We start from the raw sequence: 22,226 nt of genomic DNA on the forward strand, positions 1-22,226 counted from the left end.
CAGAGGGTTGGGGGCGTCCTGACAAGAAGCCCCTGGAGGGTCCCTGTGTTCGTCGCGCTCCGCGACATCCGTTTCGCCCGAGGGCGATTCGCCCTGATGGGCGCGGTCGTCACGCTGATCACCACCCTCGTGGTCTTCCTGTACGGCCTGACGGGCGGGCTGGCGCGCGAGGCGTCCTCGGCCGTGTCCGGCCTCCCGGTGGACCGCATCGTGTTCGGCGCCCCGGCGGGCGCGTCGCCCGAGGTGTCGTTCAGCAACAGCACGATCGGACCGGAACAGCGGCGCGCCTGGGCCCAGGCCCCCGGCGTCTCCTCGGCGGAGCCGTTCGGCGTCGCCATGACCCGGCTGACGGCCGGCCGCACAGCGGTCTCCGTCAGCGCCTTCGGCGCCTCCGACGCGCTGCTCCCGGCCCTCGTCTCCGGCCACGCGCCACAGCCGCGGAAAGGGCAGGCCGCGGTGAGCGAATCGACGGCCCGCGAGAACGGCATCCGCGTCGGGGATCGAGTGACCCTCGGCACCGAGCGGCTGACGGTCTCCGGCCTGACCGCCGATCGCTCCTTCGGCCACGCCCCGAGCGTCTGGACCAGCCTCCCCACCTGGGAACGGGTGAGCCACCAGCAGCACCCGACCGCACTGGCCGTCAAGGGCGACGGAACGCCGCGCGACACGAGCACGGGGTCGGATTCCGGCGCTGCCCCCGACGCAAGCGCCTCCGCACGTACGACCACGAAAGCCGTTTCGGTCGACGCCGCGCTCGCGGGGATCGACGGCTACGCGGCCGAGCACGGCACGCTCCAGCTCATCCAGGGGTTCCTCTTCGCGGTGAGCGCCCTTGTCGTCGGGGCCTTCTTCACGGTCTGGACCGTGCAGCGCAAACCCGACATCGCGGTGCTCAAGGCGGTGGGCGCGAGCAGCGCCTACCTGGTGCGGGACGCCCTGGCCCAGGCCCTGGTCGTGCTGGTCGCGGGCGCCGCGCTCGGCGGTGCGGCGGGGGTGGCCGGCGGGGCGCTGGCCGCGGCGTCGGTGCCGTTCGAGCTGGGAGCCGCGACCGTGACCGTACCGGTGCTGGCGATGGTGGCGCTGGGCCTGGCCGGTTCCGCGCTCGCCGTACGCCGCATCACGTCCGTAGACCCGCTGACCGCACTGGGAGCCACCCGATGACCGCCGCCGACCGCGCAGTGAACAACCCGGCTGCCGCCACGGAAACGCCCGCTTCGACCGCCCCCGTACCAGGCACCGGCACCAGCGCCGGCACGCGCACTCGCACCGGCACGGCCGTCCTCGCCCTGGAGTCCGTGACGCTCACCTATCCGGATGGCGACCGGCGCCTGACCGCCCTCGACGCGGTCTCCCTCCGGGTAGCGGCCGGGGAACTGGCGGCGATCGTCGGACCGTCGGGTTCCGGGAAGTCGAGCCTGCTGGCGGTGGCGGCGACGCTGCTGCGGCCGGACGAGGGCCGGGTGATCGTGGCGGGCGAGGACACGGCGCGGCTGGGCGCGAGGGCCCGTACGGCGCTGCGGCGCGAGCGCGTCGGGATCGTCTTCCAGCAGTCGAACCTGCTGCCGTCGCTGACGGCGCTGGAGCAGTTGCTGGTGGTCGAGGATCTACGGGGCCGGGGCGCGCGGCGTGTGCGGGCCGCGCGCGGCCGGGCGGCGGAGCTGCTGGAGTCGGTGGGCCTGGACGGGCCCGTGCAACGGCGCAGGCCGCACCAGCTCTCCGGCGGCGAGCGCCAGCGCGTGAACATCGCCCGCGCGCTGTTCGGCGGCCCGTCCGTACTCCTCGTGGACGAGCCCACCTCCGCGCTCGATCATGAGCGCGGGGAGCGGATCGTAGAGCTGCTGGCGGAGGTGACGCGCCGTCACCGAACGGCGACGGTGCTGGTCACCCACGACCACGGCCTCCTGGGCCGCGCCGACCGGGTGCTCTCGATGGCCGACGGCCGCCTGGCGCCGCCGCCGCACCGGCCCGAAGCGCGGGAACGCTGATCCGTCGGCCTGTAGCCCTGCTCCCCCGCTCCCCGAGCCGTCGTCCGCCTCCGCCCCCGAACCTTGGTCCGCCTCCCCACATGCGCATACGCTGCCCCGATGCCCACTCTGAATCTGCGTCACTCGGTCCGCGCGATCATCCTGGACGAGCAGGACCGCGTCCTCCTGTGCAGGTTCACCGCTCCGGAGGCCGTTGTCTGGGGGACTCCGGGCGGCGGCATCGAGCCCGGCGAGACCCCGTACGCGGCCCTGCGCCGCGAACTGCGCGAGGAGACCGGCCTCGTACTCGACGGCACCCGGCCGCACCCGCCGCACGTCTGGCACCGCGAGGTCGTCGCGGCCGACTACGTGCCCGGCTACGACGGCGCGATCCACGACTACTTCCTCGTCCGCACCACGAACTTCCAGCCGCACGGCGCCCTGTCCTCCGCCGAACTGGCCGCCGAGAACATCGCCGGGTTCCGCTGGTGGCCCCTGGCCGAAATCATCGCCTACCGGGGCCCGGACCTCTTCGGCCCCGCGAGCTCGGCAGCCTCCTGGCCGACCTGCTCAGGGACGGAGTGCCGGACGAGCCCGTGGCGCTGGGGCTTTGAGCCCACTCTCCAGCGGTCCAACGGTCTCCAGCGGTCTCCAACGGAAAGACGGCCGAGGCGTTCGTCTCGTCGCCTCGGCCGCCCCGGACGGCGCGCGGTTCCCCGGCCCGTCCCCGTCCCGCTCCCGTGTCTATCTCCCCCGTCTCACCAGCCCGGAGCCCCGGAGCCAGGTGCGCCTTACTTGCTCTCACTCTCGCTCTCGTTCTCTTCCTCGTCACCGTCCGCGGCATGGGCGTAGAGCTTCAGGACGGGGACGCCGACCTTGTGGCGGGCGCGGGAGGCCCAGTCCCGGTGGAAGAACTCCTCGACCAGGTGCGGAGCGGTGAGAACGATCACTTCATCGGCGCTGGTCTCGTCGACCACGGTCCGTAGCCGATCCAGCGGGTGTCCGTCGACGATCTGGCCGACGGCCTCGCTGCCCGATTCGCGCAGTAGGTGCAGGGAGTAGTTGAGTGCCTGGGCCGCCGGGCGGGTCGCCTCCTCGCCCTCCGGCTCCTCCGATTCGTGGACGGCCTGTTCCAGCTCGCCGAGGGCTACGTCGTCGATCGCGCGCAGCAGCCGGTCCTCGTCCCCCCTCGGCCGCATGAGGACGACGAACGACATGTGGTCGTCGTGGAGGGACGTGACGAAGTCGACGTCCGTGGCGGTCAGCGGTTGTTCGATCATCAGTACGCTCGTGAACACGGTGGGAGCCCCTCTCCTACGTGGGCCACCGGGCCCAACAGAAACCATCCTGCGCGCGCCCCGTGGGCACGCCTGACTCAATTCTGCCCGTCGGAAGCTAACCGGAACGGGAAATTCCGCTGATTGTCAGATCCGACGGTAACGGGTGAACAGGAAGCCGGCCTCCTCCATGACGGACGCGAGGACGAACCGTTCTGGCACTTCCAGCCGCGGCCCGTTCATGATGCGCGGCGCGGCTCCCGCCGCGACCATCGGGGCGAGCGAGAGGCACAGTTCATCGAGTGCCCCCGCAGCCGCGAACTGACCGAGCATTTTCGGCCCCCCTTCCGTCAGCAGCCTCGTGAGGCCGCGCTCCGACAGCGCCCGCTTCACCCGGCCCGGCTCCACCCGCTCCGAGTCGCCCGCCACGATCACCTCCGCCCCCGCCTCACGGGCCGCCGCCACCCGGTCCGGCGCGGCCCGCGCCCCGGTCAGCACGATCGTCGGCACCAGCGGCTCCGTGAACAGCGGCAGTGAGAAGTCCAGCTCCAGGCCGGCGCTGACCACCGCGATCACCGGGGCCGGCGGCTGGCCGAGCGCCGCGCGCCGGGCCGCGAAGGCCTCGCGGGCACGTGCGGGGCGGTAACCCTCCTGCCGTACGGTCTGCGCGCCCACCACCACCGCGTCGGCGAGCCCGCGCAGCGTGCCGAAGATCCGCATGTCGGCGTCGGAGGACAGCGGCTGCGACTTGCCCTCGTGGTGGGCCGCCCCGTCCAGCGACGAGACCATGTTGGCCCGCAGCCAGGCGGTGTCCCGCTGCCCGGGCAGGGGGGCTCCGAGCTCGCCGCCGCCCATCGGATACTCGCCGCCGTCCATCGGATAGGCGTATACGTCCGCCAGCTCATCCAGACCCCATTGGCGGTTGTCGAGATCGGATGTTTCGTGAGAGGCGGGGAACAGGCGTCGCATAGGCGGCAGTGTGACATGGCTCGCTCACCGCGCCGAGTCCCCGGGCGGAGCGACTAGGCTGGACGGCTGTGTCGCCCTCAACCACCTCCGAGTCCAGCACCGCTCCCGACTCGCCCCCGATAGTCGGATCGCCCGCCGACGGTGCGCCCATCGCCCTCACGGCCCGCGCGCCGCACGTGCCCGCCGACCGGCTGGTCGCCGAGATGGTGCCGCCGCCGCGCTTCGGCGCCGCGCGCTTCGACACGTACCTGCCGGACCCGAACCAGCCGAGCCAGGCAGAAGCCGTAACGGTTCTGCGCGCCTTCGCCGCCGGGCTCGGCGGCGGCGCGAGCGCGGCGCCCGGCGGCAAGGCGAGCGGCAAAGCGGGCGGGAACGCCGGCGGCATGAAGCGCTGGTTCCGGCGGGGCGGCGGGAGCAGCGTGCCCAGCGGCCCGCGCGGCGTCTACCTCGACGGCGGCTACGGCGTCGGCAAGACCCACCTGCTGGCCTCGCTCTGGCACGCCGCCCCGGCGGCTCCTGAGTTCAAGGCGTTCGGCACCTTCGTCGAGCTGACCAACCTGGTCGGCGCGCTCGGGTTCCAGCAGACCGTACAGACCCTGGGCGGTCACCGGCTGCTCTGCATCGACGAGTTCGAGCTGGACGACCCCGGCGACACGGTGCTGGTCTCCTCGCTGCTCAGCAGGCTCGTCGAGCAGGGCGTCGCGCTCGCCGCCACCTCCAACACCCTCCCCGGCAAGCTCGGCGAGGGCCGCTTTGCCGCCGCCGACTTCCTGCGCGAGATCCAGGGCCTGTCCGCGCACTTCCGCCCGCTGCGCATCGACGGCGAGGACTTCCGCCACCGCGGCCTCCCGCAGGCCCCGGCACCATACGACGACGAGACCGTCACCAAGGTGGCGTACCGCACCGAGGGCGCCTCCCTCGATGACTTCCCCTCCCTCCTCGACCACCTCTCCCAGGTCCACCCGAGCCGCTACGGCGCGATGTGCGACGGCGTCCGGGCCGTCTGCCTGACCGGGGTCGAGCCGGTCCCGGACCAGTCCACGGCGCTGCGGCTGGTGGTGCTCGCCGACCGGCTGTACGACCGGGAGGTGCCGGTACTGGTCTCGGGGAAGCCCTTCGAGGAACTGTTCAGCGAGGAGATGCTCAAGGGCGGCTATCGGAAGAAGTACTTCCGCGCCATCTCCCGCCTCACCGCCCTCGCCCGCGACGCCAAGGAACTTGTTGAAGCATAAAGAAATACCAGCGGTAGAGGTAAAAGGAGAGGCAGAGGACGCGCGGGTCCTCTTCGTATGCGAGCGGTGCGGCACGGCGCTCACCGCCCCCGTCACCCGAGTCGCCCTCCCCGTACACGCCCATCACCACTACGGGCACGACCTGCTCCCCCCGCTCATGGCCCCGGGCACGTACGCCGTCGACCCGGAGCCGTACGGCCCGCCCTGGCGCCCGTGGAGCGAGATCGGGCCGGCCGAGGCGGCCGCCCGCGGCGTGTACGCGCCGGTCCCCGCCCTCTCCTACGGGGAACCCGGAGCGATCGTCATCGCGCCGGGCGACGCCCGCGGCACCGTCCTGATACCCGAGCGGTGCGACGGCTACTGCCAGGGCCTCGACGGGCGGGACGGCCCGAACCTGGCCTGCGAGCGGTGCGGCCGGGCCGTGGCCACCCGCATCGACGACTGCTCGCTCTGGCAGGCGGTGTGGCTCGCACCGGGGGCCGTACGCCGCCTCCCCGACGACGGGCCTAATGGGTCTTCCGGGTACGACGGCAGCGCTCGTTCTTCCGCCGACTGGACCGAGATCACCGGCGACCGGCTGGGCACGCCGCCGGTCGAACCGTCCGGAGCGTGGAGCCCGCTGTGGCCGCCGGCGGTCGGAGCCGCGCTGGCCCACCTGGTGGCGGCGTCGCAGGGCGCACCCGTCGCCGTACCGGATGGCCTCATGACGGACGTATTCGGCCACGCGCTCGACGCGCTGCTCCCGCCGGAACGGCCGGGCTCGCAGGTGAGGACAGCGGCCCTGGCCGGACCGAATCTCGCCTCGTCCCCCTCCTCCCCTGACATCGTGCTGGTCCCCCGGCACCCGCGGACGGGCCAGGTGTGGCAGCCGCCCCGGAACACGCGTGCGGCTGTCGTGCCGCTGGCCGCCGGCGTATGGACGCACCTGTCCTTCCAGTCCGAACGGTCGCCCCTCCCCGTGACGGGCGGGCTCCCCGACGGCGTCCTCCGCGACGACCCGCTGCCGCCGCACCCCTGGACCCCCTTCCGCCCCGGCTCGGCGGCCTTCCTCGCCACGCTGGCCCGGCTGCCCGCCGTACGCCGCCCCTGGCTGCGCGAGATCTACGACCGGGTCGCGGACCGCCCGTACGACCGCCCCTTCTAGCAGCCGCCCAGCGGCCGTTCGGGTAGCCGGCCGGGCCGGGGCCCACCACCAATGGGCTTCAGGCTCAGGACCCCCCGCCCGTCAGATAGCGGGTGAGCATCGCGACGAGTTCGTTCTCGAAACGGTCGACGTCGATGGGGTTCGGCTCGGCCACGAGCTGGTGGACGAGGAGTCCGGCCGAGGTGACGACGAGGCGGGCGGCGGTCTGCTTGTCCTCGACCTTGACCTCGGGGTGCCGTTCCAGCAGCCCCTTGATGAAGTCGACGCTCGCCGCCTCGTACTCGTACATGATCTCGAAGATCTGCGGGGTGCGCGGGGCCTGTTCGAACAGCACCCGGTGCAACTGGGGGTGGCCGCGGTGGTCGCTGATGGCGGCCCGTACGAACAGCCGGAGGATGTCTTCGAGCGATTCGGGCAGTTCGCCGTCCTGGTGGCTCCGTACGAGGGCCAGCCCGGCGTCGAGGTGGGCGGCGGTCAGCTCGGCGAGGACGGCGTCCTTGTTCGGGTAGTACTGGTACAGCGAACCGATCGAGATGCCCGCCCGCTCGGCGATCCGGTTGGTGGTGCCGGCGGCGTAGCCGTAGTCGGCGAAGACCTCGGCGGCCGCCGTCAGGATGCGCTGGCGGGTGAGTTCCGCGCGTACCTGCTTGGGCTGCTTGCGCGGTTGCAGCCGGCGCGGACCCGATGTCATGGCGGCTCCCTCGCGTCGTGAAGTAGTCGTCGAGTAGCTGAGTAATTGCTCATAATTATGCCGTGACCTGGCCAGGGAGGACAGGGGCCGACGGCGGTAGGCGGCGCTCGGACGGCCCGCCCCCACTCCCCGCCGAGGAATCGTCACGCACCGTGCTTCCGGTGGGCCGTACGTACGTGCTACACACAGGCTCGTCACGCTCCGTCCGAATGCCCCCTGACGCTCCAGAACGCTCCCCTCCCGAACGCTTCCGTCCGTTCGCTCCTGTCCGCCAGCAGGGAGTCGCCTCATGTCCACCACACGACGTCAGATTCTGGCCAGATCCAGCGCGCTGGGCGCGGGGATCGTCTTCGCGGGGGCCGTCCCGGAGCTCTTCGCCGGTACGGCCGCCGCGGCCCCGGCAGCCCCCTACGAGCCACGGCCCGGACATGGAAGCGGAGGTGCCGGTTACGGTCCGCTCGTTCCCGACCCCGACGGCCTTCTCGACCTCCCCAAGGGGTTCCGTTACCGCGTCCTGTCGCGGGAGGGGGACACGCTGCGTTCCGGCGAGGGCAAGGTGCCGAGCCACCACGACGGCATGGCGGCGTTCCCCGGCCGTGGACGCCATGCGAGCGGCCGCGACCGGCGCGTCCACCTCGTGCGCAACCACGAGAACCGGCCCACCGTCGCCCACCGCGTCCCCGCCGTCGAGGGCCTCACCTACGACCCGATGGGGATGGGCGGCTGCACCGCCCTCGAACTGGACGCGCGCCACCGCGTGCTCGGTGAACGCGTCGCCATCGCCGGCACGTCCACCAACTGCGCGGGCGGCCACACCCCCTGGCACACCTGGCTGACCTGCGAGGAGAACGAGGACAAGGCCGGGACCAACGGGTACACGAAGGATCACGGCTTCATCTTCGAGGTCGACCCGTACGACCCGCGGCGCACCGGCGCCGTACCGCTCACCGCCATGGGCCGCTTCCAGCACGAGGCCATCGCCGTCGACCCGGACAGCGGCGTCGTGTACGAGACCGAGGACGCCTTCGACCGGCCTTTCGGCCTCTTCTACCGCTTCCGTCCCCACAAGCCGCTCGGCGGCCGGGGCTCGCTGCGCGCCGGGGGCCGGCTGGAGGCGATGCGGGTGCCGGACGTACCCGACCTGTCGGTCGTCCAGGAGCCGGGGACCGTCTTCGACGCCATCGAGTGGGCGCCCGTGCCCGACCCCCTCGCCCGCCACACGCCCGTACGCCTCCAGGACTTCGGGCGCCGGGGCATCACCCACGCCCAGAAGCTCGAAGGGTGCTACTGGGGCGGGCGGTGCGTCTACTTCGTCTCCAGCTTCGCCAAGCGCGCGAACGGTTCGGCCGCCGACCACTTCGGCCAGGTATGGCGGTACGACCCGAAGCGCCGCCGCCTCACCCTCGTCGTGGTCTTCGGCCCCCGTACGGACGTACAACTGCCGGGCGAGTCCCCCGACAACATCACCCTCGCCCCCGGCGGCGGCCTCATGGTCTGCGAGGACGGCGAGGGCGCGCAGTACGTCTTCGGCGTGACCCCCGGCGGCGACGTCTACCCTATGGCGCGCGGGCGGCAGAACATCGGCACCCCGGACAAGCCCGAGTGGGGCGAGTTCGCCGGAGTCACCTTCTCCCCCGACCACCGCACGATGTACGTCAACGTCTACACCCCCGGCACAACCTTCGCGGTAACGGGCCCCTGGCGACGCTGAACGGCCCCCGCACCCCTCCGCATCCCTGGAGGCTGAACGCCCCTCAGCGTCCCAAGTGGCTGTACGGCCCTCAGCCTCCCAGGAACCGCAGGACCGCCAGCACCCTGCGGTTCGTGCCCTCGTCGCGCGTCAGCCGCAGTTTGTCGAGGGCCGCCGCTCACGGCCGGCGTGAGGCGAGGGCGCAGGCGATGGCCGTGGCCGCGGTGGCGAGCGCGGCGGTGGCGGCGAGTGGCAGCAGGGGCACCGTCACGTGGCCGCGGGTGGAGCCGGTGACGAGGCCGGAGACGGCGGCGTGCGCGGGTGAGCCGTCGGCCACCAGGACCAGCATCGCGGCGACGATCGTCGACAGCATGGCCCGGGCCGTGCCGCGCAGCAGCGGCCGGTTGCAGAGGGCGCCCACCGCCGTGCCGAGGAGGGCGCAGGCCAGCGCCGTGACCAGGCCGGCCAGGGTGGCGGCGCCGACCGGGACGTGCACCTGGCGGTCGGAGCTGCGCGGATCGGTGATGAGCGCGACGAACGCGGTGCCGATCGCGCCGAGCACGGCCGAGCAGGTCAGCGCGGTGAGCACGCTCGCCAGGTGCACCCGGGCGGGGCTGGTCGCGGCGGCGGCGACGTGCCGGGCGGCCGGCGGCTCGTTGGTCACGCAGACCCGTACGAGCCAGGCGGCGACGAACAGCAGCGCTCCCCCGGCCCAGGCGAACGAGTCGAGGATCGGCTGCCCGGCCTGCACCCCGATGCCCATGAACAGCGCGTACACGATCAGCGGCGGCAGCAGGCGGCGCGAGCGGACGAGGAGCGCGGCCTGGTAGCGGAACAGAGCGGTCATGTGCGGTCGGGCCTCTGGTTCGGGGAGTCGGGGCGCGGTTGCTCGTTCGGGCCTGGCGCCGCCCCGGTCCGTACGGGCGTCACCTCCCGGATGTGCCAGGCGGGCCGGGCCGCGAGCAGCGCGCTCAGCACGGCGTCGGAGCGCGCGGCGGAGACCGTGAGCCCTACGGTTCCCCCGCGCTCCGGCTCGTACGCGGGCGCGGCGGAACCGTCGGGGAGGTCGCGCGGGAGCGTGGCGCCTGGCGGGCCCTGGGCCACGATGCGTACGCGCGGGCTGTCGGCGGTATCGGCTGCGTCGGCCGTACCCACACCACCCAGGGGCCCGGGCTCGGCGGCGGTCACGCGGCCGTCGCCCGCCACTCGGTAGACGGCCGCGGCCTCGCCCGCCAGCCGCCGTGGGTCGTGGTCGACGAAGACGACGGCGCCGCCCGCGGCGACCCGTTCGCGGACGGCTTGGTCGAGGACGTCGCGGGCCGCGTGGTCGAGGCCGGTCCATGCCTCGTCGAGGACGAGGAGTTCGGGGGCGGCGAGGAGGGCCTGGACGACGGCGACCTTCTGGCTGGTGCCCTTGGACAGCTCGGCCAGGGGTGTACGGGCGTGGGCCGCGGCCCCGAACCGGTCGAGCCAGTCGGCCGCCGCGCGCCCGGCCTCGGCTCTGCCCAGGCCGTGCACGCGGCCGATCATGGACAGATAGCCGGTGGTGGAGAAGGGGAGCGCGGGGGGAAAGCGCTCCGGGACGTACGCGGTGCGCGGGCGGCCGGTGATGGTGCCGGAGCTGGGCGCGTCGATGCCGGCGAGCAGGCGGAGCAGGGTGGATTTGCCGGTGCCGTTGGCGCCCTCGACCCGCAGGAGGGAGCACGTCGGCACGTCGAGGTCGACGCCGCGCAGGACCCAGGGGCCGCCGAGCCCATAGCGCCGGCCGACGCCCCGCAGTGCTATGCCGCCGCTCACTCGCCCGTACCGCTCATGCCGTCCCTACAGCCCGTGCCGCTCATGCCGTCCCTACAGCCCGTGCCGCTCATGCCGCCTGTACGGCCCATGCCGCCCATACCGTTCATACCGTCCATGCAGGTTGACGGTAGCCGAGGCTGTGTCCGCAGTCGCAGCCGTACGCGCGGCCGCATCCGCGTCCGTATCCGCGTCCGCCTCCGCGGCCGCCTCCGCGGCCGGTCAGTTGCCCGTCTTCTCCGGCTTGGCCTCGCTGGGCCGTACGATCACGAACCCCTCTCCGGACAGCATGAGCTGGACCGCCTCGCCCGAGCCGCCGCGCAGCATGGAGCCGAGGCTCTGGGAGCGGTGCAGGGAGGTCTGGAGGCGGTCGCTCCAGCCGACGACGGCGTCGGTGTCCACGTAGACCGGGGAGTGCTGGCTGACGGGGATGACGATGGGGTTGCCCTCGCAGATGATGCCGAGCTTGCCATGGCCGGTGAAGACGGAGTTGAAGAGGCCGCCGCCGGTCATGCCCGCGCCCTTCACGACGGATATCTCGTAGGAGAGCGTGGGGTCGAAGCACAGGATGTTCCGGCCGTTGACGGTGAGGCCGTCGCCGGGGGCGAGGTCGACGATGAAGCAGTTGGCGGCCTCGTGCGCGAACCAGACCTCGCCCTGGCCACGGACGGCCATGAGGGCGAGCCCCTCGCCGGTCACGGCGCGCTTGAGGAACTTGCCGACGCCCTGGCCCTGCTTCTCGAACTGGAGGTCTCCGCGGAACGCGACCATGGAGCCCTGGCGGGCGAAGCACTCGCCCTGGACCGTGTACTTGATCGACTTCGCGTTCTGGACGGTCATGCCGGGTGCGGCGGCGGGCTGGGCCATGTGCTCGGCGGCGAAGAGTTCACTGTGCATGGCCCATGATCTCCCGGAACCTCCGGCTCCGCCAAGGGCCGGCGGGGCGGCTGGCAGACTGTACGGATGACCAGCTCACCCGCCGAGACCAGTCCGTTCCGCCACGAGGAGACGGACCGGGACGCCGCGCCCCAGTACGTGCTGCCCCTCGTCGTCCACATCGAGAAGGCCGCGCCCCCGGCCCGTACGGACGCCCTGGAGACGGCGGCGCGCGCGGTGCTCACCCTGCTCGCGGACGAGCGCGCGACGGCCGACGACGGCGAGTGGGCGCAAGCCGTGCGGGACTGGCAGGACGCCCGTATCCGCAAGGTGGTGCGCCGGGCGCGCGGCGCGGAGTGGCGGCGCGCGGAAGCCCTGCCCGGCATCACGGTCCGCGGGCGCGCCGCCGAGGTCCGCGTCTACCCGCCTGTACCGCTCGACGGCTGGCCCAAGGAACTGGTCAAGCTCCAGGTCTCGGGCACGGACCTCACCGACCCGGAGCCCCCGGCCGCGACCGACGACGAGGAGGGCGGGGGCGCCACTGCCGCCGACGCCGCCACCGCCGATGTGGCCGAGGCTGTCTCCGAGGGCCCGGTGCTGTGGCTCAACCCGGATCTCGACATGTCGGCCGGCAAGGCCATGGCCCAAGCGGGCCATGGCGCTCAGCTCGCCTGGTGGGAACTGGACGCCGACGAGCGGGCCGCCTGGCGCGACGCGGGGTTCCCGCTGGCCGTACGGACGGCGGAGCCGCGCGCGTGGGCGGCCCTGACCAGCGACGGACTGCCGGTGGTCCGTGACGCCGGATTCACGGAGATCGCCCCGGGGTCGTGCACGGTGGTGGCGGATCACCCGGCGCTGAGGCACCGGTAGGCGGCGCGGCGTCGACGAACGAGCCGCCGGGTGCGGGTGGTGGAGCCCAGATCAGGTGGTGATGGAGGCGACCGGGTCCATGTTGTAGGTCCTCGCGTAGCCGTTCTCGGTGCCGACGAGGAGGTCCACGACCTGGAAGTAGCGGTCCCAGAACGGGGTTTCGCGCAGCGCGTCGATCAGGAGCTGGTAGGCGTTGTGGTCCTCGGCCTCCCAGACCCAGACGTCGGTGACGCGCGTGGAGTAGAACTCCGTGTCGTAGAAGCGCGAACGGACCCCGGTCGTCTTGGCCTTGACGGCGGGCATGACCTCGGTGCTGAGGGCCGTCGCCCGCTCCTCGGGCGTCATGGCCAGCCACTCGGGCATCGTCTTGATGAGCATGAAAGCGGTGACCGGCGGGGTGGTCTGGTCAGCGGCCATGGTGCGTTCCTCCTGCGTGGGAATCGGTGTGCCCTCATCCTGCGGAAGATCATCGAGTTGCCACAATGGGAACATCAGCAACGGATCATTGCCTGAAGTGGAATTTCGCTGGTGAACAGCTCAAGCAGCCGGAACGGGCCGGTAAATGGCCCGGTAAATGGCCCGGGGGACAACGTGGCGTACGGTCCGGCGGACGCCCCGGCGAGCCGCGCCCCGGCGAACGGCCCAAGGATCAACGACCCGGCGAACCCTCCGGGGAGCAGCGGCCCGCCCCCGGGCCTGGACGCCAATCTCGCCGTGGCCCTGCACGCCCTGCTGGCGGAGCAGAGCGTCACGCGGGCCGCCGCGCGGCTGCACACCTCCCCCGCCGCCATGAGCCGCACCCTGGCCCGGCTGCGCCGCGTGCTCCAGGACCCCCTGCTGGTCCGGGCGGGGCAGAGCATGGTCCCGACGCCCCGTGCCCAGGCCCTGCGCGAGGAGGCCGCGGCGGTGGTACGGAGCCTCGGTGCGCTGCTCACCCCCGGTACGGGCGTCGATCCGGCCACTCTGCGGACGACCTTCACCGTCCAGGCGGCGGACTTGATCGGCGCGGCGCTCTCCCCCGGGCTGCTGGAACTGGCCCGGCGGGAGGCGCCAGGGGTGTCGTTGCGGTTCCGGGCGGAGGATCTGGAGGGCGGGCCGGCGCTCCGTGACGGCCGGATAGACCTGGAGGCGGGCGCCATCGGGCACGTCGACCCCGAGACGAAGGTCGAGGAGCTGGTCACGCTCCGGATGGCGGCGGCGGTCCGCCCCGGCCACCCCCTCGCCGAGAAGCCCCTCACCCCGGCCCGGCTGGCCGCCGCCGAACACGTCGTCGTCAGCCGCCGCGGCCGGTTCACCGGCCCTTTGGACGCCGCCCTCGCCGAGCAGGGCCTGCGCCGCCGGGTCGCCGTCGTCCTCCCCAGCCATCTGGCCGCGCTGGCCCTGTCCGCCGGCAGCGACGTCGTCTGCCTCATCCCCACCGCCCTCCCCGGCGCGGCCCCCTCCCCCCTCACCACCCCCGCCACCGCCCTCGGCCTGCGCCTCCTCGACATCCCCCTCCCCCTGCCCCCGGTCACCATCGGCATGGCCTGGCACCCCCGCCACGCCGCCGACGGAGCCCACCACTGGCTCCGCGACGCCGTCCGCCGAACCCTCCGGGCGCCGGGGGGCCCGGCCGCTGAAGGCGGCTGAAGAAGCGCTTTCCTGGCGCAGTCGGGGAGGACGCGACGATGTCAGGCCCGACCTACCGTTTGCCGTTATCCGAGCGGCGCGCGGTACGTCGTCACTTCCACGTCACCGGAGTCCAGCGGCCCCGGCGACACCGGTAGAGGCAGCGGATCCGGTGCTGCTAGCGGGCGCGTCACGGGCTCGTATGCCGGCTGGCCGAGGCCGAGGGTCCGGTACATCAGCCGACGCATGTTGCGGTTGAAGCCACCGGGTTCCGAGGTGATGCGGGAGGCGATAGGCGCGTAGTCCTCCCGGCGGTACTCCGCGGCGGCATAGGAGAGTTGCTCGGAAAGAGGATGCGCTGCCGACAACGCGGGGGCCGTGACGGCGAGGGCGGCGGCGGGCGAGTCGGGGTTGATCTCCTGCTCCGGCGCGGCCGCGAGCAGGATCGGAGCGCCCGTCAGCGTCCCGTACAAGGTGACCGAGCCATGGTCCCCGATGATCCAGTCGGCCGCGATCAGCACGGCCCGCCAGTCCGCCTCCGGGGGTACGAGCCCGACGCCGAGGTGTTCGCACCGCGCCAGCCAGGCGCGTACCTGCCAGGCGCCGTGGGCCGCCCAGACGTTGGGATGTACCAGGAGTGCCATCCGATGCTCCCCGTTACGCGTTATTTCGCCCGACAACAGAGGCAGAAGCATCTCTATGCGGGCGAACAACGACCGCGGGCCCCAGGTGGATGTGACCGCGATCAGCTTCTGACCGTTTCGCAGGCCGAGCGCCCGGCGGTATGTCTCGCGCAGCGGCAGGCTGGCCACGATCCGGTCGTGCGCCGGGTCCCCGACCACGGCAGCCACAGGGAGCGCCTCCGGGCAGGAGCGCGCGAGCGCGCGGAGGTCGTCGCGGTGCGGCACGACGACCGCCGCGGGCAGCGCCCTACCGCCCGGCACGAGGTCCGGCCGGCCGAGCCCGAAGACGTACGAGCCGGAGACGCCGGTACCGACGCCGACGAGACGCTTGAGGTAGTTGGCGCCGTGCGGCAGCGTGATCACCGGCGCGCGTACCTCCTCCACCCGGCGCGGCCCCGCCGTCAGCGCCAGGTCGAAGTCCATCCGCACCGCCTCGTTCCAGGGGAGTACCACGCTCCCGAGTTCTTGCAGGAACTGCGCGACCCCGCCGCCGAATTCGTGCGGCGGCGCGGTGAACAGCACCTGGACGCGGAAATCCGCCTCCAGCAGCGAGACCACGTCGCGCAGCCGCTTCCCGTACGTCACCGTGTGCACGATCACCAGTACGCGCTTGCAACCGGTCAGCGTCAACCACTGACGGGCGCGGTCATCACCGTCGTCTCTGCCGTGGGCCGTGCTGTGGTCCGTGCTGTTCCTGCTCCTGCTGTAGTCCCCGCTTTGGTCTCCTCTCTGGTCTCTGCCGTGATCCTCGAATGCGGATATCGCTGTCATGACACCCCAGGTCTGTTCGGATCCTAGAACTGCTCGGATCGCTCCAGCGCCGCCGTTCAGACGAACGGCAGCCTCAAGGGGATGCCCAGGACAGCGGGCAGAAGGCTTGTCACAGCAGGGAGAATCCCGCGGACGGCGAAAACCGCAGAAGTTGGAGGGGAACGGCGGACTGGGCGGACTCACCGAGCGGCGAATGCGGCCCGAGACACCTCCGTTCGCTTCGTTCGCTCGGTTCGCTCGGTTCGCTCGGTTCGCTTCGATCGTTTCGTTCGCTGCGTTCGTAAAGTCAGCCGTGGTCCGTCGGCTGTTGGGAATTGCGCTGCCAGAGTGTGAGGAGGATGTCCGAACCGATGGGGGCCGGGCGGGCGGGGCAGATGTCGAAATGGGTGATGCGGCAGGTGTCCGAAGGGGCGGCGGAGCCGAGGTTGACGGCGGTGCCGTCGCCGGCGATGCGCCAGCGCTTGCCGGCGGGAATGGCGGTCAGGGGCCACGTGCCGTGCTCGATGAGAATCCACCGGCCGCGTACCGTGCGGTGCCAGGCGGCAGCGCCGCCGCACCAGGAGCAGCCTGTGCGGGCGCCGGGTTTGGGGGTTCTGGGGTCGGGGACGGGGGTCGCGGTCCGTGTGGCGCGCGCGAGGACGTCGATGACGGTCGGCAGCGTGTCCGACAGCTTCACCGGGTCCCGGTTCGACCCGCACTCTTCACCACGATGGCCAGAGAACATCGGCTCCCCACCAATCGGCCCGCGCCAACAGGTCTTTCTCGCGCATGACTTGTCCGACTCGCTGACGTGACAGATCTTTCCAGCAATAGGCGTTGTATGCGCGTCTCTTGTGCAAAGCCCGGCTGAACTCCGGAGCCGAACGCCGGAAACACGGAGCCGGGGCTTTTGGCAGCCGCCCACGGCGGTGGCACACTCGGAACGGAACTTTTACTCACCTGTAGAAGTGCCGCATGGCCGTACGAGGCGAGTGGAGGGAACGACGCGCGCATGGAATCGGATACGGACGGCCCAACGGGTTCGGCGGATGCCACCGGGGCGGCGTACCTGGCGGGTGCGGAAAGCGCGGACGGCTCCGTGGGCGCCGGCGAGGCGGGCAGCGGCGCGGGCACGGCTCGGCGGCGGGCCAACGGCGCGCTGGAGGGCGAGGTCCTCGCCACCCTCCAACGGGCCGCCACCGCGCTCACCGCGGGGGAGGTCCTGACCCGCCTCGGCGGCGAACTGACCTACAGCACGGTGGTGACGATCCTCTCCCGCCTCTACGGCAAGGAGGTGCTGACCCGCGCCCCGCGCGGCCGGGCGTACGCCTACGCGCCCGTGGCCGACGAACCCGGCCTGGCCGCCCTCCGCATGCGCAAGGTCCTCGACGCCCGGCCCGACCGCGAGGCCGTGCTGAGCCGGTTCGTCGGCGACCTCTCCGCCGCAGACGGGGATCTCCTGCGCCACCTGCTCCGCGCCGAACCGCACGGCGGCAGCCCGGCAGGCGGAGCGGGGTAGCGACGGCGCCCCCAGTCCGTACACCCCCGCCGCCACGGACACGGACGCGGACGCGGACGTGAAAGCGGAGCCGGACGCGGATACGGGCACGACCACGGCCGCGCGCCGCCACCGTCACACGTTCAGCCACGTCCGGCGGTTGCGGGCGACCGTATAAAGGCGCTCGACGCGCTCCGGGTGGAGGACCCCGCCCAGCTCCCCGAGCCGCGTCACGTCCCGCTCCCGCAGCACCCGTACCCCCTGCGGCGCGGAGGCCGTCTCCACGCGGCCCGCCGCCACGAGCACGAGCACCGGCCACACCTCGGGGTCGAAGCCGCAGCCGCGCGACAGGGCGTGGGCGGCACGGGCCGCCTCGCGCCGGGCCGCGCGCAGATACGGGCGCGGCTGCCGCTCCCGTCCGACGCGCACCCCGTCGTCGCCGACCCGGACCGCGGCCCGGCGCAGCAGTTGGGTCTGCACGCAGAACACCCCTCCCGGGCCGATCACCAGGTGGTCGATGTCGGCCTCCCCCGGCAGGGGTATGGAGTGCACCACCCGCCAGCCGCCGGCCGTCAGCTCCTCCAGCGCGGACCCGACGTACTGCTCGCCCTCCAGACTCCGCCGCCAGGCGTCCTCCCGTGGGCGGCGGCCCAGCAGACGCGCCGCCAGGAGGCGGCCGGGGCCGGCGCGGGACGCGTCGAGGCGGGCCCGCAGCGCCTCCCCGGGCCGGTTCGGCGCGAGATCGTCATCGGGTGCAAGGAACAACCGCTCGGGGTCGTCCCCCTTCCACGGCATGCTCCACACGTCGCCCACCTGCCAATGGCAGCAGCAGCGTGCCGCCTGGGACAAGCGTCTGCGGGATTTTCGGCGGAAGTACGGGAACCAGCCCAAACGCCCATCCGTTGGACGGCATGAGACCCCGCACTATCCCCCCGGCTGCGGGGTCTCACCAATCCCGACGCGGCCCCCTCCGGTCCGCCGGGCGCACCCCCGGCGCACAGTCTCGGCCCCCGGCCTCGGCCCCCAGGGTTCGCGCCCCGTCCGCCCCTCCGTGCGCGCCGCCCGTCTCCTCGCCCAGCGCCCGCCCCGCGCTCCGGAGCGAAGCTCAAATCGTCCTCTGAACCCTCCCCTCGGCGGATTGAGCGCCCGACGGCGGGCGCATGAGAGTCGCAAGTAGCAGGTAGTAGCAGCGGGCGGGTGGAACACGAGAGGGGGACCGGATGAGGCGTCTCGGGGTGGGGATGGGCTGGCGGCCGGAGATCGCGGAGGAGATCGGTCGGCTGCCCGGTGTGGAATGGGTCGAGGTCGTAGCGGAGAACATCTGCCCGGTCGCCCTGCCCGAGGCGTTGCGGGTGCTGCGCGAGCGCGGTACGGCCGTGGTGCCGCACGGGGTCTCGCTCGGGCTCGGCGGGGCGGAGCGCCCGGACGCCGGGCGGCTGGCCGCGCTCGCCGAGCGGGCGGAGGCGCTGGGGGCGCCGCTGGTCACGGAGCACATCGCGTTCGTACGCGCCGGGGGCCTGGCAGCCGGGCACCTGTTGCCGGTGCCGCGTACGCGCGACGCGCTCGACGTGCTGTGCGAGAACGTGCGCATCGCCCAGGACGCCCTGCCCGTGCCCCTGGCCCTGGAGAACATCGCCGCCCTCGTCAACTGGCCGGACGAGGAGATGCCGGAGGGACGGTTCCTGGCCGAACTGGTGGACCGGACGGGCGTACGGCTGCTCATCGACGTCGCCAACCTGCACACCAACCACGTCAACCGTGGCGAGGACCCGTGCGCGGTGCTCGACGAACTCCCGCTGGAGGCCATCGCCTACGTGCACGTGGCCGGCGGCATCGAACGCGACGGCGTCTGGCACGACACCCACGCCCACCCCGTGACCCCGCCCATCCTCGACCTCCTCGCCGAACTCCGCTCCCGCACCGCCCCGCCCGGCGTCCTCCTCGAACGCGACGACAACTTTCCCGCCGGCGGCGAGCTCGCGGCCGAACTTGAGGAGATACGCGCGGTCTTCGCCACTCCCCGCGTACGGACCGGGCCCGGCCCCCTGGGCGTACGTACCGGCTCGGGCACGCCGGACGTACGTACCGGCCCCGGTACCTCGGGCGTACACACCAACCCGGATGCCCCCGCCCCCCGAACGGCGGCCACCCGCCCGTATGCACCCCAGCCGCCCCAATGGCAACCCGCACCCGGCCGCGACACCGGAACCGCCCGCCGCCGGCTTGCCTCGGCCCAGAGTGGGCTGCTGTCCGCGCTGGTCGCCGGCGCGCCCGTACCGGCGGGCTTCGACGGGGCGCGGCTGCGGGTGCAGGCGGAGGCGCTGGCGGCGAAGCGCGCCGCCGTGGTGGCGAAGGTCGCGCCGGAGCTGCCGGGCATTCTGGGCGACGGCTACCGGCCCGCGTTCCTCCGCTACGCCAGGACGCGGCCCCTGACCGGCGGCTTCCGCCGTGACGCGCTCTCCTTCGTCGAGCACCTGCTGGCCGCGAAGGACGAGACCGAGCCCCGCGACCGTGCGGCACGGAGGGAGTTGACCCGCTGGTGGCGCCAGCGGTCGGGGCCGGTCCCGCTCCCCGCCGGCCGAACGGCTCGCCTGGCGGAACAGTTCGCCGGTCGGCTCAGGCGCCAACAGCCCAGCCGTGCTCCACGTCGCCGGCCCGGAAGCCGCCGACGCCGGGCCACCGGCCGCAACGCGTCGCGCGCGGACTGAAGAACATCCCGTCCGGCAGGAGCAGGACAGTTCACGGCCCCGCCCACCCTCCGACCGGCGGCGCCAACCCCCTCCCCCCGCCGCCGGAAAACCGGCCAATGTAGCAACCGCTCCGCCCCACGAGAGCGCGCTTCGCCCAGCAGTGACGCGGCACACATCCGCCCGCCGGACAACTCTTTCGATGCCAACTCCCAGGCGGGGGCCGTGATCCGCGGTCCCCGCGGCCGGACGGGTTCGGCGAATCACGGGGACGATCAGCGCGAAGCGCATACCGTGCGGTGCCGCACCAGGAGGCACCATGCGATCCCTCACCGGCACTGGACTGGTCGTCGCCGCGCTGGCGGCGACCGTGGCCGCGCTGCTCTTCCCCGTCTGGTCGTACCGCGACCGCGTCGGCACGGGGGCCGTCGACCTGACGGCCCGCTCGATGGCCACGCGGTACGGGCCGCTGTCCCCGCTCGACCGCGACTTCATCGACCGGGTGCGGCTGGCGGGGCTCTGGGAACTGCCCGCGGGGCAGCAGGCGCAGGAGCGCGGCACGACGGCTGCCGTCCGGCGCGCGGGCGAACACCTGGTCGCCGGGCACACCACGCTCGACAACCATGTGCGCCAGGTGGCGGACCAGTTGGGGCTCGACCTGCCCAACCAGCCCAACGCCCAGCAGCGGGGCTGGCTGACGCGGCTCGGCGCCGTGCGCGGCGGGGCGTACGACCGCGCGTTCGCCAACATCCTGCGGCTCGCCCACGGCAAGGTCTTCACGGTCGTCGCCCAAGTGCGGGCCACCAGCCGCAACGCCCTCGTGCGCTCTCTCGCCGACGACGCGAACGCGACCGTCCTGGACCACATCGGGGTCCTGGAGGACACCGGCCTGGTCGACTTCGACGCCATCGCCGAACAGACCCTGACCTCCGCCCCGCCCCCGACGACCCGGCCCACCCGGGCCCGTACGCCCTCAGAGCCGACCACTTCCGGCACCACGTCCCCCTCGGCCCCCACGACTTCCGGCACCACGTCCCCCTCGGCCCCCACGACTTCCGGCACCACGTCCCACACCGTCCCCACCACTTCCGCCACGCCGTCCCCCTCCGCCACCTATTCGCTGCCGCCCGCCGCCACCCGCCCCGAGCGGTCGCCCGAGGAGAAATGAGCCCCCATGCCCGCCAGTCACCGGCGCCGTCTCAGCGCCACGCACCTCATCGTCATCGCCCTCATCGCGCTGTTCGGCTCGGCAGGTACCTTCCTCGCCGTCACCGACAACGCCTCCGCCCGCACCGCTCCCCCCGCCGACGATCGGACCTCTCTCCCACCGACATCACCCAGCGTGACATCCCCCACTGACAATGCCCCTCCCGACCGGAGCGACGGCCGCCCCGACGACCGGCCCGACAGCCCGGCCGACGGCCGAGCCGACGGCCCACAACAAGGCCGTGAGCAGGGGCAGAAGAACGAGCAGGGGCAGGGGCAGGAGCAGAAGAACGGGCAGGGGCAGGCTCAATCCCCCGGCCCCGACGGGCAGAACCACCAGCACTCCGGCCCCGCCGCCTCCGACTTCGTCGACATCCGCGGCGTCCGGCCCAACGCCCGTACCCCCCGCGACCAGCGCCCGGCGCCCTCGGGGTCCACCGGCAGCTTCACCAGCCGGTGCGGGCGGAACGAGGAGGGGCACCGCAACCCCGACAACTTCATCGTCACGCCCAGCGTCCGCAACGGCGCCCACCACCTGCACGACTACGTCGGCAACCGTTCCACCGACGCGTTCTCGACCGATGCCTCGCTGAGCGCCGCGGGCACCACGTGCGACCGCGGTGACAAGTCCACGTACTTCTGGCCCGTACTGCGCGACCTCACCCGCGACTCCGCCACGGGCCAGGAAGGCAACGTCGGCCGCGTCCTGACGCCGACCTCCGTCAGCCTCACCTTCCGCGGCAGCCCGGCCGCCAAGGTGACCGCGATGCCGAAGGCGCTACGCTCGATCACCGGTGACGCGAAGGCGTTCACCAACGGCACCGCCAACGCCCGCGCGCAGTGGACCTGCACCGGGTTCACCGACCGCGTGCTGACCGACAAGTATCCGCTGTGCCCGCGCGGCAGCCAGGTCGTGCGCCAACTCGACTTCCCGAGCTGCTGGGACGGCCGGAACACGGACAGCGCCGATCACCGCGCGCACCTCGCGTTCCCGGACCGGGCCACGGGCCGCTGCCAGAACGGCCTCAAGGCCGTGCCCCAGCTCCGTATGACGCTCACCTACAAGGTGCCGCAGGGCCCGAACTTCGCGGTCGACAGCTTCCCGGAACAGCTCCGCAAGCCGGTCACCGACCACGCCGACTTCGCGAACTTCATGCCCGACAGGCTGATGGAGTCGGCCGTGCGCTGCATCAACTCCGGCCGCCGTTGCGGCTGACCCCGCCACCGCGACCGTCCGCCGCCCCTTCCCGGCCTCCCCCTCCCCTGCCGCCTGAGACGCCGATCCCA

At 72.9% G+C, this 22,226-nt stretch carries 22 protein-coding genes; 12 read left to right on the forward strand and 10 right to left on the reverse strand.

The window, feature by feature from the left end; genetic code table 11:
- The first annotated feature begins 45 nt into the window (after positions 1-45).
- From IF55_RS21680 to IF55_RS37435, 3 genes are all read left to right on the forward strand, one after another.
- Positions 46-1,161 carry an ABC transporter permease gene (locus tag IF55_RS21680; protein WP_030887743.1) on the forward strand — a complete coding sequence of 372 codons (1,116 nt, stop codon included), beginning with the start codon at positions 46-48 and terminating at the stop codon, positions 1,159-1,161.
- Positions 1,158-1,985, forward strand: a complete 828-nt coding sequence (locus IF55_RS21685; RefSeq protein ID WP_078644902.1) for an ABC transporter ATP-binding protein — start codon at positions 1,158-1,160, stop codon at positions 1,983-1,985. The genes IF55_RS21680 and IF55_RS21685 overlap by 4 nt, the downstream gene beginning before the upstream one ends.
- A 99-nt stretch (positions 1,986-2,084) precedes the next feature.
- Positions 2,085-2,816: an NUDIX hydrolase gene (locus IF55_RS37435; RefSeq protein WP_245661289.1), complete on the forward strand. Its 732-nt coding sequence runs from the start codon at positions 2,085-2,087 to the stop codon at positions 2,814-2,816.
- Here IF55_RS37435 and IF55_RS21690 read toward each other — a convergent pair.
- Positions 2,756-3,262: a hypothetical protein gene (locus IF55_RS21690; protein WP_037966360.1), complete on the reverse strand. Its 507-nt coding sequence runs from the start codon at positions 3,260-3,262 to the stop codon at positions 2,756-2,758. The two genes, IF55_RS37435 and IF55_RS21690, sit on opposite strands and share 61 nt — an antisense overlap.
- Positions 3,263-3,388: 126 nt before the next feature.
- Entirely contained in the window at positions 3,389-4,210 is an 822-nt protein-coding gene (locus IF55_RS21695; protein ID WP_030887737.1) for a pyrimidine reductase family protein, read from the reverse strand.
- 68 nt (positions 4,211-4,278) lie between these two features.
- On the opposite strand from IF55_RS21695, the gene zapE reads away from it, so the two are divergent.
- Positions 4,279-5,442 (forward strand): cell division protein ZapE, encoded by a 1,164-nt coding sequence (zapE, locus tag IF55_RS21700; RefSeq protein WP_030887734.1) that lies wholly within the window; start codon positions 4,279-4,281, stop codon positions 5,440-5,442.
- Complete coding sequence (locus tag IF55_RS21705; RefSeq protein ID WP_245661292.1) at positions 5,432-6,586, forward strand: hypothetical protein; 1,155 nt, start codon at positions 5,432-5,434, stop codon at positions 6,584-6,586. The genes zapE and IF55_RS21705 overlap by 11 nt, the downstream gene beginning before the upstream one ends.
- Positions 6,587-6,650: 64 nt before the next feature.
- On the opposite strand, the gene IF55_RS21710 is transcribed toward IF55_RS21705, so the two are convergent.
- Positions 6,651-7,277, reverse strand: coding sequence for a TetR/AcrR family transcriptional regulator (locus IF55_RS21710; RefSeq protein ID WP_030887727.1), 627 nt, complete (start codon positions 7,275-7,277; stop codon positions 6,651-6,653).
- Between the two features lie 289 nt (positions 7,278-7,566).
- Here IF55_RS21710 and IF55_RS21715 point away from each other — a divergent pair, with 289 nt between their 5' ends.
- Entirely contained in the window at positions 7,567-8,988 is a 1,422-nt protein-coding gene (locus tag IF55_RS21715) for an alkaline phosphatase PhoX (RefSeq protein WP_030887726.1), read from the forward strand.
- A 157-nt stretch (positions 8,989-9,145) separates the two neighbouring features.
- On the opposite strand, the gene IF55_RS40100 is transcribed toward IF55_RS21715, so the two are convergent.
- The 3 genes from IF55_RS40100 to IF55_RS21730 all read right to left on the reverse strand — a co-directional run bounded on the left by IF55_RS40100 (position 9,146) and on the right by IF55_RS21730 (position 11,658).
- On the reverse strand, positions 9,146-9,814 hold the full coding sequence (locus IF55_RS40100) for a hypothetical protein (RefSeq protein ID WP_030887723.1): 669 nt from the start codon (positions 9,812-9,814) through the stop codon (positions 9,146-9,148).
- Complete coding sequence (locus IF55_RS40105; RefSeq protein ID WP_030887721.1) at positions 9,811-10,752, reverse strand: ABC transporter ATP-binding protein; 942 nt, start codon at positions 10,750-10,752, stop codon at positions 9,811-9,813. Before IF55_RS40105 ends, IF55_RS40100 begins: the two co-directional genes overlap by 4 nt.
- 231 nt (positions 10,753-10,983) lie before the next feature.
- Entirely contained in the window at positions 10,984-11,658 is a 675-nt protein-coding gene (locus IF55_RS21730; RefSeq protein WP_030887718.1) for an AIM24 family protein, read from the reverse strand.
- Between the two features lie 66 nt (positions 11,659-11,724).
- Between IF55_RS21730 and IF55_RS21735 the strand changes: the two genes are divergently transcribed.
- Positions 11,725-12,507 carry an aminoacyl-tRNA hydrolase gene (locus IF55_RS21735; RefSeq protein WP_030887715.1) on the forward strand — a complete coding sequence of 261 codons (783 nt, stop codon included), beginning with the start codon at positions 11,725-11,727 and terminating at the stop codon, positions 12,505-12,507.
- A 51-nt stretch (positions 12,508-12,558) separates the two neighbouring features.
- On the opposite strand, the gene IF55_RS21740 is transcribed toward IF55_RS21735, so the two are convergent.
- A complete protein-coding gene (locus tag IF55_RS21740; protein ID WP_281181015.1) occupies positions 12,559-12,999 on the reverse strand; it encodes a darcynin family protein in 441 nt (146 codons plus the stop codon).
- A gap of 156 nt (positions 13,000-13,155) precedes the next feature.
- On the opposite strand from IF55_RS21740, the gene IF55_RS21745 reads away from it, so the two are divergent.
- Entirely contained in the window at positions 13,156-14,136 is a 981-nt protein-coding gene (locus IF55_RS21745) for a LysR family transcriptional regulator (protein WP_048832301.1), read from the forward strand.
- A 65-nt stretch (positions 14,137-14,201) separates the two neighbouring features.
- On the opposite strand, the gene IF55_RS21750 is transcribed toward IF55_RS21745, so the two are convergent.
- Positions 14,202-15,428 (reverse strand): hypothetical protein, encoded by a 1,227-nt coding sequence (locus tag IF55_RS21750; RefSeq protein WP_211270017.1) that lies wholly within the window; start codon positions 15,426-15,428, stop codon positions 14,202-14,204.
- A 427-nt stretch (positions 15,429-15,855) separates the two neighbouring features.
- Positions 15,856-16,245 carry a DUF6083 domain-containing protein gene (locus IF55_RS21755; RefSeq protein WP_037966035.1) on the reverse strand — a complete coding sequence of 130 codons (390 nt, stop codon included), beginning with the start codon at positions 16,243-16,245 and terminating at the stop codon, positions 15,856-15,858.
- 315 nt (positions 16,246-16,560) lie between these two features.
- On the opposite strand from IF55_RS21755, the gene IF55_RS21760 reads away from it, so the two are divergent.
- Entirely contained in the window at positions 16,561-17,067 is a 507-nt protein-coding gene (locus IF55_RS21760; protein ID WP_078644905.1) for a BlaI/MecI/CopY family transcriptional regulator, read from the forward strand.
- Positions 17,068-17,181: 114 nt separating this feature from the next.
- Here IF55_RS21760 and IF55_RS21765 read toward each other — a convergent pair whose 3' ends face one another.
- Positions 17,182-17,841, reverse strand: a complete 660-nt coding sequence (locus tag IF55_RS21765) for a nuclease-related domain-containing protein (RefSeq protein WP_051776194.1) — start codon at positions 17,839-17,841, stop codon at positions 17,182-17,184.
- A gap of 425 nt (positions 17,842-18,266) precedes the next feature.
- Between IF55_RS21765 and IF55_RS37440 the strand changes: the two genes are divergently transcribed.
- The 3 genes from IF55_RS37440 to IF55_RS21780 all read left to right on the forward strand — a co-directional run bounded on the left by IF55_RS37440 (position 18,267) and on the right by IF55_RS21780 (position 22,155).
- The gene (locus tag IF55_RS37440) at positions 18,267-19,754 is read left to right on the forward strand and encodes an MbnB/TglH/ChrH family RiPP precursor modification enzyme (RefSeq protein ID WP_078644908.1); all 1,488 of its coding nucleotides are present in this window, start codon (positions 18,267-18,269) and stop codon (positions 19,752-19,754) included.
- Positions 19,755-20,052: 298 nt separating this feature from the next.
- Positions 20,053-20,901 (forward strand): DUF4142 domain-containing protein, encoded by an 849-nt coding sequence (locus IF55_RS21775; protein ID WP_037966041.1) that lies wholly within the window; start codon positions 20,053-20,055, stop codon positions 20,899-20,901.
- A 6-nt stretch (positions 20,902-20,907) separates the two neighbouring features.
- Positions 20,908-22,155 carry a DUF1996 domain-containing protein gene (locus tag IF55_RS21780; protein WP_030886500.1) on the forward strand — a complete coding sequence of 416 codons (1,248 nt, stop codon included), beginning with the start codon at positions 20,908-20,910 and terminating at the stop codon, positions 22,153-22,155.
- Positions 22,156-22,226 lie beyond the last annotated feature (71 nt).

It is taken from the genome of Streptomyces varsoviensis (assembly GCF_000718635.1).
GTDB classification, from domain to species: Bacteria; Actinomycetota; Actinomycetes; order Streptomycetales; family Streptomycetaceae; genus Streptomyces; species Streptomyces varsoviensis.